The 18,344-nt window shown below is 33.3% G+C and carries 18 protein-coding genes; 10 read left to right on the forward strand and 8 right to left on the reverse strand.

Annotation, left to right across the window (positions count from 1 at the left end; all coding sequences use genetic code 11):
* The first annotated feature begins 15 nt into the window (after nucleotides 1-15).
* Nucleotides 16-489, forward strand: a complete 474-nt coding sequence (gene rnhA, locus ACSYSW_RS06000) for a ribonuclease HI (protein ID WP_491705925.1) — start codon at nucleotides 16-18, stop codon at nucleotides 487-489.
* A gap of 459 nt (nucleotides 490-948) precedes the next feature.
* Nucleotides 949-2,310: a transglycosylase SLT domain-containing protein gene (locus tag ACSYSW_RS06005; protein ID WP_491705924.1), complete on the forward strand. Its 1,362-nt coding sequence runs from the start codon at nucleotides 949-951 to the stop codon at nucleotides 2,308-2,310.
* Here ACSYSW_RS06005 and ACSYSW_RS06010 read toward each other — a convergent pair.
* Nucleotides 2,282-3,073 (reverse strand): endonuclease/exonuclease/phosphatase family protein, encoded by a 792-nt coding sequence (locus ACSYSW_RS06010; RefSeq protein ID WP_491705923.1) that lies wholly within the window; start codon nucleotides 3,071-3,073, stop codon nucleotides 2,282-2,284. The two genes, ACSYSW_RS06005 and ACSYSW_RS06010, sit on opposite strands and share 29 nt — an antisense overlap.
* Before the next feature lie 2 nt (nucleotides 3,074-3,075).
* Nucleotides 3,076-4,638: a glutamate--cysteine ligase gene (gene gshA, locus ACSYSW_RS06015; protein WP_491705922.1), complete on the reverse strand. Its 1,563-nt coding sequence runs from the start codon at nucleotides 4,636-4,638 to the stop codon at nucleotides 3,076-3,078.
* Between the two features lie 292 nt (nucleotides 4,639-4,930).
* Between gshA and map the strand changes: the two genes are divergently transcribed.
* The gene (gene map, locus ACSYSW_RS06020; RefSeq protein WP_491705921.1) at nucleotides 4,931-5,722 is read left to right on the forward strand and encodes a type I methionyl aminopeptidase; all 792 of its coding nucleotides are present in this window, start codon (nucleotides 4,931-4,933) and stop codon (nucleotides 5,720-5,722) included.
* A gap of 109 nt (nucleotides 5,723-5,831) precedes the next feature.
* Here the strand turns inward: map and ACSYSW_RS06025 are convergent, their stop codons facing one another.
* Entirely contained in the window at nucleotides 5,832-6,701 is an 870-nt protein-coding gene (locus ACSYSW_RS06025) for a co-chaperone YbbN (RefSeq protein ID WP_491705920.1), read from the reverse strand.
* Between the two features lie 31 nt (nucleotides 6,702-6,732).
* The gene (locus tag ACSYSW_RS06030) at nucleotides 6,733-7,461 is read right to left on the reverse strand and encodes an SDR family oxidoreductase (RefSeq protein ID WP_491706329.1); all 729 of its coding nucleotides are present in this window, start codon (nucleotides 7,459-7,461) and stop codon (nucleotides 6,733-6,735) included.
* A 135-nt stretch (nucleotides 7,462-7,596) separates the two neighbouring features.
* Between ACSYSW_RS06030 and ACSYSW_RS06035 the strand changes: the two genes are divergently transcribed.
* On the forward strand, nucleotides 7,597-8,301 hold the full coding sequence (locus tag ACSYSW_RS06035) for a 5'-methylthioadenosine/adenosylhomocysteine nucleosidase (protein ID WP_491705918.1): 705 nt from the start codon (nucleotides 7,597-7,599) through the stop codon (nucleotides 8,299-8,301).
* 26 nt (nucleotides 8,302-8,327) lie between these two features.
* The gene (gene argE, locus ACSYSW_RS06040; protein ID WP_491705917.1) at nucleotides 8,328-9,485 is read left to right on the forward strand and encodes an acetylornithine deacetylase; all 1,158 of its coding nucleotides are present in this window, start codon (nucleotides 8,328-8,330) and stop codon (nucleotides 9,483-9,485) included.
* 78 nt (nucleotides 9,486-9,563) lie between these two features.
* On the opposite strand, the gene ACSYSW_RS06045 is transcribed toward argE, so the two are convergent.
* Nucleotides 9,564-9,791: a YccJ family protein gene (locus ACSYSW_RS06045; protein ID WP_491705916.1), complete on the reverse strand. Its 228-nt coding sequence runs from the start codon at nucleotides 9,789-9,791 to the stop codon at nucleotides 9,564-9,566.
* 83 nt (nucleotides 9,792-9,874) lie between these two features.
* Between ACSYSW_RS06045 and yaaA the strand changes: the two genes are divergently transcribed.
* Nucleotides 9,875-10,660 (forward strand): peroxide stress protein YaaA, encoded by a 786-nt coding sequence (yaaA, locus tag ACSYSW_RS06050; RefSeq protein ID WP_491705915.1) that lies wholly within the window; start codon nucleotides 9,875-9,877, stop codon nucleotides 10,658-10,660.
* A gap of 96 nt (nucleotides 10,661-10,756) precedes the next feature.
* Here yaaA and ACSYSW_RS06055 read toward each other — a convergent pair whose 3' ends face one another.
* On the reverse strand, nucleotides 10,757-11,617 hold the full coding sequence (locus ACSYSW_RS06055) for a carboxylate/amino acid/amine transporter (protein ID WP_491705914.1): 861 nt from the start codon (nucleotides 11,615-11,617) through the stop codon (nucleotides 10,757-10,759).
* A gap of 422 nt (nucleotides 11,618-12,039) precedes the next feature.
* Here ACSYSW_RS06055 and ACSYSW_RS06060 point away from each other — a divergent pair, with 422 nt between their 5' ends.
* Complete coding sequence (locus tag ACSYSW_RS06060) at nucleotides 12,040-13,608, forward strand: ABC-F family ATPase (RefSeq protein ID WP_491706330.1); 1,569 nt, start codon at nucleotides 12,040-12,042, stop codon at nucleotides 13,606-13,608.
* An 82-nt stretch (nucleotides 13,609-13,690) separates the two neighbouring features.
* Here ACSYSW_RS06060 and ACSYSW_RS06065 read toward each other — a convergent pair whose 3' ends face one another.
* Complete coding sequence (locus ACSYSW_RS06065; RefSeq protein ID WP_491706075.1) at nucleotides 13,691-14,029, reverse strand: YggL family protein; 339 nt, start codon at nucleotides 14,027-14,029, stop codon at nucleotides 13,691-13,693.
* 35 nt (nucleotides 14,030-14,064) lie between these two features.
* Complete coding sequence (locus ACSYSW_RS06070; protein ID WP_491706074.1) at nucleotides 14,065-15,393, reverse strand: DEAD/DEAH box helicase; 1,329 nt, start codon at nucleotides 15,391-15,393, stop codon at nucleotides 14,065-14,067.
* A gap of 792 nt (nucleotides 15,394-16,185) precedes the next feature.
* Here ACSYSW_RS06070 and dapB point away from each other — a divergent pair.
* The 3 genes from dapB to hpt all read left to right on the forward strand — a co-directional run bounded on the left by dapB (nucleotide 16,186) and on the right by hpt (nucleotide 18,276).
* A complete protein-coding gene (gene dapB, locus ACSYSW_RS06075; protein ID WP_491705912.1) occupies nucleotides 16,186-16,995 on the forward strand; it encodes a 4-hydroxy-tetrahydrodipicolinate reductase in 810 nt (269 codons plus the stop codon).
* Nucleotides 16,996-17,019: 24 nt separating this feature from the next.
* Nucleotides 17,020-17,514 (forward strand): tRNA adenosine(34) deaminase TadA, encoded by a 495-nt coding sequence (gene tadA / locus ACSYSW_RS06080; protein ID WP_491705911.1) that lies wholly within the window; start codon nucleotides 17,020-17,022, stop codon nucleotides 17,512-17,514.
* Nucleotides 17,515-17,736: 222 nt separating this feature from the next.
* Nucleotides 17,737-18,276: a hypoxanthine phosphoribosyltransferase gene (hpt, locus tag ACSYSW_RS06085; RefSeq protein ID WP_491705910.1), complete on the forward strand. Its 540-nt coding sequence runs from the start codon at nucleotides 17,737-17,739 to the stop codon at nucleotides 18,274-18,276.
* The last annotated feature ends 68 nt before the right edge of the window (nucleotides 18,277-18,344 follow it).

An 18,344-nucleotide genomic window follows, 5' to 3' on the forward strand; every position in this document is an offset into this window, starting at 1 on the left:
AAGAACGCTTCTGAAATGCTTAAAAAAATTGAAATTTTCACCGATGGCTCTTGCTTAGGTAATCCGGGAAAAGGTGGCTATGCGGCTATTTTAAAATATAAGGATAACGAAAAAATTTTAACACAAGGTTATTTTAACACCACTAATAATCGTATGGAATTATTAGCAGCGATTGTCGCACTCGAACAATTAACTCAACCATGCCAAATTAATCTTTATTCCGATAGTCAGTATGTGCGTAATGGCATTTTAACTTGGATCCATAATTGGAAAAGAAATGGCTGGAAAACAGCCGATAAAAAACCTGTTAAAAATTGTGATTTATGGAAACGGTTAGATGAAGTTGCAAAAAAACATCAAATCGAGTGGCATTGGGTAAAAGGTCATTCTGGTCATATTGAAAATGAAAAATGCGATATTTTAGCTAAACAAGCTGCCGAGAATCCAACCCTTGCTGACACCCTATTTGAACAGTCTTTAGCTCAGTAATTGCTCAAATAGGTTAAATAAAATACAGAAATGTAAAAAATAAGTAGGTTTTTATTATAATTTACTATATAATGGCGTTTTTTTGTTCGAACGGCTATTACTTTGCTACATTTTATAGTAATAGAAATCGTTAGCAATACTTTTGATCATGGGTCTCATTAAAGACCTTTTTTATTTGTGATGAAATCCTCTTTTGGTATTAAGATGCGCAAATTTTATTTTTGCTCATTAAATAATTCCCTCAAATAATAAAGAGATAATAAAATATTAGCATTATTATGTTGACGTTACTATTAATTGTCCTTCGGTATTTATCACTAAGTTTTGTTTTTTTATTGCAAATATCGTAAAAGGCATTATTGACGTGATTAATTTTAGTTATACTGAAATTTTAATTTTCTTAAATTCTCTTTAATTTTAGGATCCAAAAGACATATATTAGGTGTAATAAACGACTTAATGAAACAATATATTTTCAAAATAATTCAACATTTATCTATTTTGGCTGTCGTTTGTCTATTTTTAGTTGCTTGCCAAAACCGCACCGTTAGACAAACAACAAAATACAAATCCAATGCGATAAAAGAATCTGTTGTTAGCAAAACCAATAAAGGTGCGACTAATTTAAACGAACTAAAACCGTTAACGAGTAACAAGCTTTCGGACTCTGACACTAGTTTAACTGATTACCTTGCTGATAAATATAGCCCAAAAGGCAATAATTTAATTACGCAAAATCCATGGCAGTTTATTCAAAACAATATTAATGTTAAAGTCCCAAATAATGTCCGTATTGTTCGTGAAAGAGAAAAAGTTCTTAAATATAAAATAGGCTTTGAAAATGTTGCTAAACGTTCAGAGCCATATGTTTATTATATTGTTAATCAAATTAACAAAAATGATTTGCCTGTCGAATTAGTCTTAATCCCTTTAATTGAAAGCGCTTATGATCCATCGGCAACATCCGCTTCTCATTCTGCTGGTTTATGGCAATTTGCTAAAATTACGGCAAAAGAATACGGTTTAGAGCGTAATAATTTCTTCGATGCAAGACGCGATTTTATCCGTTCAACGGATACCGCAATTACTATGTTAAAAACCATCAATAGTCGATTTAATGGTGATTGGTTATTAACGTTGGCAGCTTATAATGCGGGCGAAGGTCGTATTAGACAAGCCATAAACTATAATAAATCTCGAGGGTTAGCGACTGACTTTTGGTCATTAAAGTTACCTAAAGAAACAATGCAATATGTTCCTAAAATGTTGGCCATTATTGATATTGTTAAAAATAATCGTCAATATGGTGTTAATCTTCCTGATTGTAATTATGAAAATTCATTAGTTAAATTGGATCTATCTACTAAGCTTTCGCTAGCAAAAATTGCAAAATATACCAATATACCATTGAAAGAGTTAACAAATTACAATGCTGGATATATAAATCAAACAGTTAATGGCCCTTACCATTTATTAATTCCTTATAGTTATGCTGAAGAATTGCATCAAAAATTATTAGCAGAAAATTTAGTTAGTAGTGAAATCATTGATATCGTACAAGAGCCAGCAAATAATGATAATATGGTGCCATTTAAATCCGATAAAACTAAATTAAACAGCAGTTTAAAAATAGTTTCTAAAGAACAAAGCAATAAAAATAAAATCACTTATCTAGTGAAAGCCGGTGATAATCTTTACTCTATTGCCCAAAATTATCGTGTCAAAATGGATGATATTTTAGAATGGAATAATTTAAAAAATGGACGCGTAAAAGAAGGCGATTTATTGACGATTAATATTGTGGATAATAATCCAATTTAAATGTTGCATATAAAGGATTATGATCAGAAGCATCTGTATCAATAATAGTGTTGTCTTCTAATTTTAATCCTTTATAAAAAATAAAATCTAAAGGTCTTCCTAAAAACATTTTTCGTTTATCATGAGTAAAATCGACAACTTTAAGATCAGTTGATGTTATTAAATTAAGTAATAAATCTAACCGTTGTTTATTCCACGTATTAAAATCCCCTGCCAGTATGATAGGCCCTTCATGGTGTTTAATTTGTAAGAATAAATCATTGATTTGTTGACTATAAACTTTAATGCCAAAGGTAAAATTAATCGCATGAATATTGATAACTAATAACGTATTTTGCATATCTTTAATAGCAAAATGACTTACTAGCGCCGATTTAGGAACACGTAAATAAGGCTCTTTTTCTTTAAAAGACAGGAATGAAACAGGCTTACAATCGCTAATCGTCATCACTCCTGTAAACATACGATTAAATTCATAAGCTGGTACTAAATCAGCATTTTTTTGATGAGTAGATATAAGATTGATTAATTCAGGTGATGCTTGCACTTCTTGCAATAACATAAGATCCGTATGAGTCATATAAGTAGAGAGTACTCTTAAACAGTTGGATCTTTTTTGTTTATAAATATTCCAAACAAAAACCGAAAATGCTGAATCTGCCATCAATAGCGGATGGCAATTCAGAATTTTTTGAGATGTGCGAATAAATTCAGATTCGTTTTTGTTGTTAAATCTAACAACAAAATCACGCTGTTTAAACATAATTATTGTTCATTTTTACGTTTTAAATATTCATCAAATGATAAAGTATCATTGGCTTGTTTTTTTAATTGTTTATCTAATGATAAATTTCGTTGTAATAAAAAATCCGCTTCAGTCAGTAACGCTAATGGCTCGGCAATTAATTGTTGTTTATATTGATTTGCTAAAGCTAAACCAAATTCAGCCGTACCCAAATCACTTATTGCTTGTAATGTTCTTGCCGATAAAGTTAATTCAGGCTGATCTAACATGATCGCATGCCGTTCACAAACACCACGATATTGCATTTTATCATCTTGATGATCTAAAACATCAGCAACACGTAATAAATCATTAAAAAGCGCATGTCCAACAACAGTTAAAGGCTGTTTAATTGCCCCGCAGTCCATACTTAATTCAAGTCCTGGTCTGCGCCCGTCCATAATAACACGATTCCAATTTAATTTAGCACATTCTAATTCTTGACTACTCATTTCTGGCGCCGGTGCTAATGCACACCAAATTAAAAATAAATCAATAAAGCGGATTTGATCTTCTGTTATACCAACGGGTGAAAATGGGTTAACATCAAGCGCTCGGACTTCAATATATTCTATTCCTCCACGCAGTAAAGCATCTGACGGAACTTCGCCATTTCGTGGTACACGTTTAGGGCGAATTGGTGCATAAAATTCGTTTTCAATTTGCAAAATATTATCGTTCAATTGACGATAATATCCGCCAACCTTAATCCCAATTTGATTAAATTCAGGCGATTTAGTCTGTACAGCACGTTTTAAATCAGCTGCATAATTTTTAAGATGATTAAAGGTAATGCCTAATTGTTTTTGAGCATTATTCGTATAGCCGACATCACTTAATCTTAACGATGTAGCATAAGGCAAATAATCTTTACCTTGCGTTAATTCAATAAAATCTTTTGCTTTTTGCTTATCTTGGATAAAAGAAGGACACATTGACGGTGAGGCACCAAATAGATAAGGAATAATCCAACCAAATCGGTAATAATTTCGTATCAATTGAAAATAGCCTTCGGAGATAATATCTTTGCCTTCTTCTATATTTCGAAAACCTTCCCTTGCCTGCCAAAAAGCCAAAGGTAATGAGAAGTTATAATGCACACCCGAAATAATTTGCATCATAGCACCATAACGATTCTTTAATCCTTCCCGATAGACAGTTTTATAAAGCCCTTCGTTCGATGATCCATATTGAGCTATGATAATATCTTGTTCTTTTGCCACAAAACACGGCATACTTAGTGGCCATAATAACTCGTCTTTAACACTCACATTCGCATAACGATGTAAATCACGCAAAAACGTCAACATATAATCAATATTAGTATTAACCGGTGTAATAAATTCCAACATAGATTCAGCAAAATCAGTTGTGATCCACGGATGAGTTAATGCACTGCCGATATCTTTTGGAAATAATGTTTGACTTAATCGACCTTCAGGCGTAATGCGCAACGTCTCTCGCTCAACACCTCGTTGAATTCCTTGTAAAATGGTGTAATGTTTTTCTAACCAACTTAGTGCTTTAGAAACATCAGGGATCATAAATTTATTCCTGTTATCGTGAATTTTCTAATCTTATCACAAACTTTGTTGCTGAATCTGTCTTTTATCATAATAATTAATTAATGTATTAATAGGAAGATATTATTAAACTCAATAAGGTTAATAATTTCATATTAATAAATGATCGATTAAGTGATAAAGACACCTTCAAAAATATGTTTTTAAATTAAATTTAATGAGTAAATACCAATAATCCTATTGATTACATTATGATTTAAAAGCATAACGAGATATAATAAATTTTAGTGGTGTAATAAAAAGGAATTATTTAATGTCAATTAAATTAAAAACCCCCGAACAAATTGAAAAAATGCGCATTGCCGGCAAACTTGCCGCCGAAGTTTTAGAAATCGTTGAACCTTTTGTTAAACCGGGCATTAGTACGGGCGAATTAGATAAAATTTGTTATGATCATATTGTTAATATTCAAAAAGCCATTCCGGCCAATATTGGCTATATGGGCTTTAAGCATACAACTTGCATTTCGATTAATGACACGGTTTGTCATGGTATTCCAAACTTTAATAAAATTATAAAAGATGGTGATATCTTAAACATTGACGTTACTGTGATTAAAGATGGTTATCATGGTGATACCTCAAAAATGTATATTGCCGGTAAACCAACCATTGCAGGAAAACGTTTATGTGAAGTGACACAACAAAGCTTATATGAAGCCATTAAAGTTATAAAACCCGGTATTCGTTTACGAGAAATAGGTAAAACAATCCAAAAATATGCCGAATCATTTGGCTATTCAACGGTACGTGAATATTGTGGTCATGGTATTGGTGAAGTATATCATGATCAACCACAAGTCATGCATTATGATGGTGACGATGAAGGGGTGATTTTACAAGCCGGTATGACCTTTACCGTTGAGCCCATGATTAATACAGGCGGATGGCGCACACATGTAATGTCTGATGGATGGACGGTAAAAACAAAAGATCATGGACTATCAGCACAATACGAACATACGTTACTTGTTACCGATAATGGCGTTGAAATATTAACCTTACGCACAAATGAAGATTTTCCACGAATTATTGAACATCTTTAAAGATTAAGTTTATGGTAAAGGCTGCAATATCTTTGTAACCTTTACCCCTATTTTTAACTTTTAGGATTGTCTAGTTAGCTTATTCCAAGTTCAGCATCATCTAGTGCTATCAGTATAATAGTGAATATAAACGACGACGATAATCTGTCGCTAACCCATTATTGGTGCCAAGTGCCGCAAGCATCTCAAGAAGGGTCTTTTTGATTTGCCCATCTCCTGCATTTAAATCTTTCATTAGCGGTTTAAATAATAATTCTAGTGCTTGTTCATGTCGACCAACCTGCATTAATTGCGTCGCAAGTTGAATTTTTAATTCAGTGTTTTCAGGTTGTTTTGCAAGCTCAGCTTCAAGTTGTTGTAATTCAGGTGAATTTGCTGCTTGTTCTAATAAATCAATTTCAGCTATTAATCCTTGATAAGTCGAATCTTGATCTTGCAACGGCACTGATTTTAATGTTTCTTTGGCATCATTGAGCTGTTTTAACTCAATTTGGTTTTTTGCCAGTAAAAAAGCAATATCCGAACGCTTTTTACCTAAATGATCAGTAAGTTCTTGCCATGCTTGTTTTAAATAAGGTAATGCTTCTTGATATTTAGATTCTTCAAATAGTTTTTTACCTTCGGCAAATTTAAGTTCGTTTTCATTCGGCAAAAATTTCTTAAAAAAATCTGCAATAAATTCGGCGCTTTGAGGACCTTGAAAACCATCGACAGGTTGTCCCTCTTTAAAAATATAAACCGTTGGAATAGCACGTAATCCAAATTGCGAGGCCAACATTGGTTGTTCATCGCAATTTAATCTAGCCAAAATAAATTGCCCTTTATGCACATTAGCAAAGTTATCTAACAATTGCGTCATGCTCTCATAATCAGGGTTCCTTGATGACCAAAAATAAAATACAACGGGTAAAGTTAATGATTTTTCAATAATATGCTGAATATTTTGTTCATCAACATCAAAGATAAATTGGTTTTGCATAAACGATCCTTTGGATTATGACAGTTATCATTTATTTATTTCTAAGAATTCTATCCATTAATCTATCAGTAAGCAAACGTTTTGCAACGGCGGCAAGCTTAGTGACTTTAGTTACCCTGTAACGAATCTTCGGTCTTTTGCTTTCTAATGCATGGATTAAAGGAGGTAAAATCGCATCGACTTCAAGAGCAAAACGATTAACAATAGACGGATTTTTGATCGGATTATTGGCATCTTGCTGCTTAACATTTTTAGAAAATTGCGTTTTAATAGGACCTGGCTCTATCAAACTCACGTTAATATTGCTATTTATGAGTTCTAAACGTAGCACATCTGACCAAGCCTCTAACGCATATTTACTGGCAGCATAAGCTCCCCTACCTGGCGTTGCAATAATACCAGCAATTGAACTCATTTGTATAATTCGTCCTTGATTTTGCTTAAGCATTGCGGGTAATAATAATAAGGTCAATTGATGAATCGCAAAAAAATTCGTTGAGAATTGTTGTTCTAAACTATCGCGGCTAATTGTTGAAAGCGGCCCATAAACACCAAATCCTGCATTATTAAATAAAGCATATAACTGCCCATTTGTCATTTGCAATATCTCACTAGCCGCTTGTTTAACGGACATCGCATCATCAAGATCTAATAGCACCGTTTCGAAACCGAGTGCGATTAATGATTGCCTATCTTTTTCTTTACGACAGGAAGCAATAACACGGTAACCGCGATCTTTTAAAGATAAAGCCGCCATCATCCCAATACCACTTGAGCAACCCGTAATAAAAATGGTACGCACGTTAAAAACCTCTCATCTACATATTGTCAAGATATAAAGCAACTATTATTATAACATACTTAATTTAAGATAAATCAATATAGAGAAAAGGTTATGAAAATAGCGATTATTGCTGCAATGGAAGAAGAAGTCGTTTTTTTAAAGAGTAAAATTACTGACTACCAATTACAAACTATACTCGGTATTGAATTTCATATTGGTAAAATTGCTAACTGTGAGATTGTGTTATTACAATGTGGTATCGGTAAAGTAGCATCGGCAATCGGAACAACCTTATTACTAAACAATTTTAGCGTTGAAGCTGTAATAAATACAGGTTCAGCAGCAGGTGTGGATCCTTCTTTAAAAGTGGGAGATATTATTGTTTCAACCGACGTCTTTTATCATGATGTCGATTTAATTCCTTTTGGTTATAAACCTGGGCAAATGGCAGGTTGTCCGCCTGTATTTACATCAGATAGCTATTATCAAAATTTAGCAAAACGCGCTATCGAAAAACACCAAGTTCATGCTGTTTTAGGCGAAGTTGGTAGTGGAGATCAGTTTATTAATAGCAAAGACGTTATACAAAAAATTAAACACACTTTCCCTAATATAAAAGCGATCGAAATGGAAGCCGCTGCTATCGGACATGCTTGCTCGCTATTTAATATCCCGTTTGTGGTTGTGCGGGCAATTTCAGATAATGGTGATGATGAGGCAAGCATCAGCTTTAACGATTTTTTAAAAATTGCTGCTAAACAATCTTCTATGATAGTTGAATCCATGCTGGCAGAGCTTGCTACCCATTTTGCATAACATCGGATTTTTATAAAGGTAAAATTATGGCTATTCCTTCTTTTTTAACACTCTATAACGAATTAATTGCAACACCAACAATCAGTAATGTCATCGATGAAAAATTAGATTTTTCTAATAAACCGTTAATTGATAAACTCGCGAACTGGTTTAACGATCTAGGTTTTACCGTTGACATTCAAGCAGTGCCAAATACGCGTAATAAATTTAATTTATTAGCGACTTATTCCAATAATGACAACAAAACACAAGGCGGATTATTATTAAGTGGTCATAGTGATACCGTTCCTTTTGATGAAGGTCAATGGACAAAAGATCCTTTTAAATTAACGCAAGAAGATAATAAACTCTTTGGGCTTGGAACAGCCGATATGAAGGGCTTTTTCGCCTTCATTTTAGATGCGGTGAATGATATCGATCTTAAAAAATTAACCAAACCCTTGTATGTTCTTGTAACCGCTGATGAAGAAACATCAATGGCGGGCGCTTCATTTTTCGCTGAAAATAACAATTTAAAACCTGATTGCACAATTATAGGTGAACCAACCTCATTAATTCCGATTAGAGCGCATAAAGGATTTATGTCAAACTCCATACGTATTATAGGCAAATCAGGTCATTCAAGTGATCCCGATCAAGGGATTAATGCCATCGAAGTTATGCATCTTGTCATTGAACAATTATTAATTCTTAAACAAAAATTTAAAAATGACTATCATAATGATGCATTTACCATTCCTTACCCAACCCTAAATCTTGGTGTTATTCATGGTGGTGATGCTGCTAATCGTATTTGTGGTTGCTGTGAACTTATTATTGATATTCGTATATTACCAAATAATAATGTGGATTCGTTATATAATGAATTGTGTGCTGCAATAGCTCCTGTGATGGCAAAATATCCTAATCGTGTTGCTATTGAATATGAAGTTTCTCCAATTGCTGGTTATGAATGTGATAAAGACCATCCTTGTTTACAAGTTGTTGAACAATTAGTGGGGCAGAAAGCGCAAACAGCCAATTATAGTACCGAGGCGCCATATTTAAATCAAATTTCACCAACGATTGTATTAGGTCCAGGTTCGATAGAACAAGCGCATCAACCCGATGAGTTTATTTCGATGGACTTTTTAAAACCAACAAAATTAACCATAACGCAATTAATAAAAGATTTCTGCCTTTAATTTTTGACGTTAAATAAAAGACTAAAATAAAAACCGATCATAAAGATCGGTTTTTAATCAGTTCAGCAATTACGCTTTTTATAGACAGTCTCGAGAGATTTTTTCGTCACCCCAATATAACTCATCCGCATCAGTTTTTGAAAATGCTAAAGCTAAAACCTCATCACTCCCCTCTTCCCAAATCGCTTGTGCTTTTACTTCATCATAATCAGCTAACTCAAAAATAGCTTCAGCTATTTCTAATGAAGTTGTGCGTATTTCTGCCCACGATTTAATATTGTGGTTCTCTTTTGGATTTGTGTTCATTATTCACTCCTTTATGACTATTTATAATTGGTAATTATAGGTAAAATAAAACTGAATTTTATTAAATAAAATAGGTCCGATAAATGTTTACCCTAATTTCTCCTGCAAAAACGTTAGATTATGAATCAAAATTGTTAACGCAATTATATACCTTACCGCAATTTTTATCAGATTCCAATACATTAATGCAAGATTGTAAGAAACTAACAGCCGCTGATATAGGCGAGCTGATGTCCATCAGTCCTAAACTTGCCACATTAAATTATGAACGTTTTCAAGACTGGTCAACCGACTTTAGTCCCGCAAATGCAAGACAAGCCCTACTTGCTTTTAAAGGAGATGTTTATGAAGGATTAGCCGTCGAAGATTTTAGTCAAGATGACTTTGATTATGCTCAATCGAAGTTAGGTATTTTATCGGGACTTTACGGTTTATTACGCCCTCTTGATTTGATAAAACCCTATCGCCTTGAGATGGGTATCAAATTAAAAAATGGCGACAATAATAATCTTTATCAGTTTTGGGATAAAAAATTAACCTCTGCCGTACAAACTGAATTATCAAAACAACACGAGTTAACCCAAAAACCGGCAACATTAATTAATCTGGCTTCAAACGAATACTTTAAAGTAATCAAAACAAAAAATTTAACGGCTAATATTATTCAACCTATCTTTTTAGATGAAAGCAAAGGCACATTTAAAGTAATTAGTTTTTATGCTAAAAAAGCACGGGGATTAATGAGCCGATTTATTATAAAAAATAAAATTGATTGTAGTGAGGATTTAAAAGCCTTTGATCTCGAAGGATATCAATTCGACAAAAATGGATCGACTCAAAATGAATGGATTTTTAAGCGTCATCATTAACGCAAATTAAAATATTATATAGCTTCAAATATGAAGCTATATAATCAAGCGATAAAATGACGTAATGACAATATCTTAATAATAAAGACCCCGTGATTAAGATTTTTGCTTCTTTGCGATACAAAAATAATGTAACAATAAAGCAAACAAAATCACAAAACTCCCTAATAAAAAGCGCGGCCAATCAATCGATTTATTCCAAAATATGACGTTAACTAAAATACCACATGGAATAACGGCATTATTCATAATCGCAAGGGTACCTGAATCAACTTTGGTTGCGCCATAATTCCATAAAAAATAACATAATCCCGATGCAACGACGCCTAACCAAATTAGAACAACCCATTGTATATTCTGGGTCGGTAGTTGCTTCACATCACCAAAACATAGCCAACCTAAGCCAGTAATTATAACAGCACCTAAATAAACCCAGGCAAAGGCTTGTTTTTGAGGTATAGGATGCAATTCAATAATACGTTTGTAACCTACCTGCCCTAAAGCAAAACTGATATTCGCTCCTTGTATCAGCAAAAATCCCTTAATAAAATCACCTGAAATATGATCATAACGAATAATTGCCGCACCAATTACCGCAATAATGGCGGTAAATAAATAGCTTAACCGTAACGGATGATGTTGTAAAAGATCATATATCAATGTGATATAAATCGGAGTAAAAATAGTAAATAATAACACTTCAGGAACCGAGATATATTGAAAGGAATTATAATAAAAAAAGTACATAATTCCTAATTGGCAGATCCCAACGCCCATCAACATTATTTGCTCTTTCATTTGGTTTAACTTAAAACGAAAAAAGGGAATAAATACTAGAAAAGCTAATCCTACTCGTATAAAAATAGCAAATGCGTTATCTACTTGTCCACTTAGATAAACCCCGATTAAACTAAAGGAAAATGCCCATACTAACGTTACAAAAATAAGATAAAACATAATATAAAAATGTCTTTTTAATTTGAGGTATGCTTAGTTTAGCAAGAAAGGATTTTAAGTAAACTAATTTTTATCAATAAAGTTTACAATTAAAATTATAGTCTTTAAAAATAAAGACAGTATCAAATCGTATTTATACAAAAGGAATAACCACTCTAACAGTTTATATATTAACTTAAGTATTAAAACTACAAATTTAAGTGATCAATTTAATGATATCAACCAATTTAAAGCGACAAAAATAAAAAGATCTTAAGCCCAAATAAATATTATGGCATAATGTGCAAAATCTTGATGAAAACATTATCATTGACTTAATAATTATGTAAATAAATATATTAAATCATATCAAAAAAACAGTGTTTAAATCCCCTATTAAAGTCTGAGAGTAAATATACGTGTTAAGTACAAACAATATCACCATGCAATTTGGTAGTAAGCCGTTATTTGAAAATATTTCGGTTAAATTTGGTAATGGCAATCGTTACGGTTTAATTGGCGCTAACGGGTGTGGTAAATCGACCTTTATGAAAATTTTAGGCAATGATCTTATTCCGACTGCCGGTAATATTGCTTTAGATCCGCATGAACGAATCGGTAAATTACGCCAAGATCAATTTGCTTTTGAAAAATACAGTGTTATTGACACAGTTATCATGGGGCATAATGAATTATGGCAAATAAAACAAGAAAGAGACCGCATTTATGCCCTACCAGAAATGAGCGAAGAAGATGGTTTTAAAGTAGCCGATTTAGAAACACAATATGCAGAAATGGACGGCTACAGCGCTGAAGCCAGAGCCGGTGAATTATTATTAGGGGTAGGCATAACCACTGAGCAACATTATGGCTTAATGAGTGAAATAGCCCCTGGTTGGAAATTACGGGTATTACTTGCCCAAGCGCTTTTTTCTAACCCCGATATTTTGTTGCTTGATGAACCAACCAATAACCTCGATATCGATACTATTCGTTGGTTAGAAGAAACGCTAAATGAACGTGAAAGTACCATGGTTATTATTTCGCATGATAGACACTTTTTAAATATGGTATGTACTCATATGGCCGATTTAGATTACGGCGAACTTCGAATTTACCCTGGTAATTACGATGACTATATGACAGCAGCAACACAAGCCCGTGAAAGATTACTTTCTGACAATGCAAAAAAGAAAGCGCAAATTAGTGAATTACAATCCTTTGTCAGCCGCTTTAGCGCTAACGCTTCCAAATCCAAACAAGCGACCTCTCGTGCTAAACAAATCGAAAAAATTCAACTTGAAGAAGTGAAAGCTTCAAGTCGTCAAAATCCATTTATTCGCTTTGAACAAGATAAAAAATTATATCGTAATGCGTTAGTGGTTGAAGATTTAGCTAAAGGTTTTGATGATAATTTACTGTTTAAACAACTTAATTTAATGATCGAAGTGGGTGAAAAAGTCGCTATTTTAGGTACCAATGGTATCGGTAAAACGACGTTAATTAAAACATTGCTTAATCAATTAAACCCCGACAAAGGGCAAATTAAATGGTCTGAAAATGCTAACATTGCTTATTATGCGCAAGATCATGAGTACGAATTCAATGAAAATTTAACGGTTTTTGATTGGATGAGCCAATGGAAAAAACCAACCGATGATGAACAAAGTGTACGTAGCATATTAGGACGTCTTTTATTCAGTCAAGACGACATCAAAAAACACGTTAACGTGTTATCGGGTGGTGAAAAAGGTCGTATGTTATTTGGTAAAATAATGATGCAAAAACCCAATATCATTGTTATGGATGAACCGACGAACCACTTAGATATGGAATCGATCGAATCATTAAATATGGCGCTTGAATTGTTTGAAGGCACCTTATTTTTTGTCTCACACGATCGGGAATTTGTTAGCTCGCTAGCAACACGTATTTTAGAAATTACCCCGAATAAAGTGATTGATTATACGGGTAATTATGAAGATTACTTACGTAGTCAAACGAAAGAATAATAAAAAACCCCTCGCTCAAAAGAGTGAGGGGTTTTTATTTTTATAGCAAATATGATTCAATTGAAATTGATTAAAACGTCAATTAAAAGTCAATATCATCCCACCAAATATCGATTAATGGACTCACTTTAATATTCGTCAAACCCTGTTTTTCTAACCAATTTTGGACTTCGATACGATTTTCGTCAGTACAGTTGCCTAATTTTTGCGTACAAACTAAACCTTGCCAATGAAGAAAACCACTGCCTTCATAAGCCAAGCCATTTGGCACAATAACTTCACGAATAAACTGATCAACAACATCATCAATAGTTTGTGTATTTGTGCCATCTGCAAATGACCAATTAACGGCAAAACCTAATTCTTTAAATTCATTAATATGTAGTTTTTTTCGTAAACGTCGACTGCGATTTACCATAATAGTATCCTTTTGTTTATTTAAAATTGAACCCTAAATCAACTCGATGCTTGTGTTTTTTTAGCAGAGCGTGATGAATTAAAATGATGATTTTTATTACCCGATGTTTTTTTATAAGGTGATGATCCTTGAGTTCTTGCCGGTGTTTTTGCTAATTTAGTTTTAACTAATTTAGTGCTTGTTGCTTTAATCGCAGGATCGACTGCAAACCCTTGTGTGCTCATTTCGGGGATCTTATCTTTTATTAATTTTTCAATCGCCGTTAATAATGGACGCTCATCTATACAAACAAGCGAAATCGCCTGTCCGTTATTTTCAGCGCGACCCGTACGCCCAATTCGATGCACATAATCTTCTGCCACTTGCGGAAGTTCATAATTTATAACTTGCGGTAAAAATTCGATATCTAAGCCTCTTGCTGCAATATCAGTTGCGACCAGTGCGCGAATTTGTCCATTTTTAAAATCATGTAATGCACGAGTTCGCGCACCTTGACTTTTATTGCCATGAATAGCGGCAGCTTTAATACCATCTTTATTGAGCTGATCAGCTAAATGATTAGCGCCGTATTTAGTTCGCGTAAAAATTAAAACCTGCTGCCACTGATGATGACCAATTAAATAAGAAAGTAGCTCCCTTTTGCGCTTTTTATCAACAAAATGCATAAATTGGCTAATTTTGCTTGAGGTACTATTTGCTTTCGCCACACTAATAATCGTTGGTGACGATAAAAAAGATTGTGCCAATGCTTTAATGGGTTCAGAAAAAGTCGCTGAAAATAATAAATTTTGCCGTTTTTTAGGCAACTTTGTAATAATACGTCTAATATCATGAATAAAGCCCATATCTAACATTCTATCGGCTTCATCTAATACAAATACTTCAACAGTTGCTAAATCAACGGCATTTTTTTGCACCAAATCTAATAAACGCCCAGGTGTTGCAACCAAAATATCCACCCCACCCCGCAATTTCATCATTTGCGGATTAATACTCACACCACCAAATGCCACTAACTGCTTAATCGGTAAGTATTGGCTATATTGTCGTATATTTTCATCAATTTGCGCAGCTAATTCTCGCGTTGGTGCCAATATCAAGGCAAATAACGGTTTTTTCCCTTTTTTTAATCGTGAGTTTGCTTTGTCTTTCTCGTTTAATTTCTCATTAAAACGTTGCCATTTGTGTAAAATGGGTAAAGAAAAAGCTGCCGTTTTACCCGTACCTGTTTGTGCACTCGCTAATAAATCATGCCCAGCTAAAATTTCGGGAATAGCTTGCTGTTGAATGGGTGTAGGCTCAGTATAATGCTGATCGTTGATAGCTTTTATTAATTCTGGAATTAAAGCCAGTTGAGTAAATGACAGAAATTAACCTAAAAGTAACAAATTCACGTGAAAATAATGAATTCACGATAAAAACAATAATTAAACAGTTTATAGTATATATTAAATCACTATTAAAGAGTTAGTCATTTGCTTCTTATGAATAAAGTCAATTGATTGGTATGATCTATCTAAGAAAAAAGTAGTTATTACAAAAATCAAAAAGTTTTTTGTATTATATTTTTATTTAGAAACAAAAATAAACAGAAAGAAAATAATTAAAAAAAGAATAAAACCCAATCTAACACCCTATTTTATTAGTTTTTAACTCAAAATGAATTAAAAAAATCTTTAAAAGATATAAAAAAATACTTTAATAACTTCCTTTTTAAGAAACATAATGATAGACTAAATTTACTAAATAAAAAGTCTGCCCACTCTTTATTTAGACCTTGATTTTTTCTTTAAGAAACTAAATAAGCAAAAGTTAGAAATCATTGATTATTCATATAAATTAAAATTCCAACCATAAATAGCGCGGATGCTAACTTATTTTTTAATAGCGATATGAAGATATCGCTTTTTTATTACGATGATTATTGTATTACGCGTTATTTTTTTACCTCAATAACAAATCTATAACAAATCAATGACAACTGATTTAAATCCGCTTAGATTGCATTATAAGGTTATAAATCTTTCTCTATCCCCATTATTTATATCTTATTGCCTTTCAAACAATCATATTATGTGATGAATTTAATTCATCTACCTATGCAGCTAAGCCTGTTGTCGATATAATAACGGTTTTATGCATGAAAGGATGAGTTTACTATGATTCGATTAGCTGTTGTAGGCGCAGGTGGTAAAATGGGTCAGCAATTAATTCAAGCAATCAGCGAAAATGATAAGGCTGTTTTAGGTGCTGCTTTTGAACGACGTGGATCGTCGTTAATCGGTTGTGATGCTGGTGAAGTTGCTGGTGTGGGTTCTTGTGGCGTTAAGATTTCTGACGACTTAACTAAGGCAAAAGACGAATTTGATATATTAATCGATTTTACCCGCCCCGAAGGTACGCTTGATCATTTACAATTTTGCCTCACTCATAATAAAAAAATGGTTATAGGTACAACGGGCTTTACTGATGAAGGTAAAAAAGCAATTACGCAAGCCGCTAAACAAATCGCCATCGTTTTTTCTGCTAATTTTAGTGTTGGTGTTAATTTAATGCTGAAATTACTTGAAAAAACCGCAACCGTAATGGGCGATTATACCGATATCGAAATTCTTGAAGCTCATCACCGTCATAAAGTGGATGCACCATCTGGAACAGCTTTAGCTATGGGGGAATCGATTGCTAAAGCCTTAAATGTTGATTTAAACGAAAAAGCCATTTATTGCCGTGAAGGACATACAGGTGAAAGACCTAAAGGCGCCATTGGTTTCGCAACCCTGCGTGCGGGGGATATTATTGGCGAACATACGGCCATTTTTGCTGATATTGGCGAACGTATCGAAATCACTCATAAGGCGTCAAGTCGCATGACATTTGCTAAAGGAGCTGTACGAGCCGCGATATGGCTAAATAATAAGCCTGCCGGACTATACGAAATGACAGATGTATTAAATTTACAGAATCTTTGATCAAATTCGATAAAGAGGCTTAATTTGACCGAAAATCAACAGCAAATTGATGAATATTGGATGGAGTATGCACTCAATCTCGCATTAAAAGCTGAAACGATAAATGAGATCCCCGTTGGTGCAGTATTGATAGATGAAAATCGACAAATTATTGGCGAAGGTTGGAATCAATCAATCTGCAATCATAATCCAACTGCTCATGCCGAAATTATGGCAATTGAACAAGCTGGGCAAACTCGGCAAAATTATCGGTTAATTAATAGTACCTTATATGTCACATTAGAGCCTTGCTTGATGTGTGCTGGTGCCATTATTCATGCACGCATTAAACGCGTTGTTTTTGCAGCTCGCGATTATAAAACCGGCGCAATGGGATCGTTTATTGATATATTTAGCTTAGAAAATATTAATCATTATCCCCTAATTACACGTGGAATTTTAGAGCAACAAGCAAGTCAATTATTAAGTTCTTTTTTTCGACGACGTCGACAAGAAATTAAACAAAGCAAATTAAAATAAATTTATCAATCATTTCACTATTAATATACTATACTGCCTAAGTAATATTTATTAACTAAATAGACTTATTATTTTAATTTATTTGTGTTTTTTCTTCATTAAATAAAACAGTTATTATTTTATATAATCAATCCTAACAATTATTTAGATAACTATTTTTTTTAAAGTTAAAAATTGATAGAATCACCGCCTGTTATAAAAACTCGTATTTGAGCCTATTTAATGAAAAAACACACGTTAGAACCCATGATTTCTGCGCAAGAAATTCATGATCGTATTACCCGCCTTGGTAACCAAATCAGTCAAGATTATGCCCGCAGTCAAAATGAGTTGATTTTAGTGGGATTATTGCGCGGATCATTTATTTTTATGGCTGATTTAAGTCGCGCTATTAATGTCGGTCATGAAGTTGATTTTATGACAGCCTCTAGCTATGGCAATGCGACCGAAAGTAATAGAGATGTAAAAATTTTAAAAGATTTAGATGAAGATATCCGTAATAAAGACGTTTTAATTATTGAAGATATCATTGATACCGGAAATACATTAAGCAAAGTGATGGCAATTTTAAAACTGCGTCATCCTCGAAGCATAGAAATTTGCACATTACTTGATAAACCCTCTCGCAGAGAAGTACCTGTTGATGTAAAATATATTGGATTTTCAATTCCAGATGAATTTGTCGTTGGTTATGGGATTGATTATGCTCAACATTACCGGCATTTACCTTATATTGGTCAAGTAAAATTACTTGAAGCTTAATCACGTTTTTAGTTCGAGGTTGCATTGTTTAGGTTAATTCGGTTTTCTTGCCTATTTTTATTATATTG

This window comes from Gilliamella sp. ESL1225 (assembly GCF_058502635.1).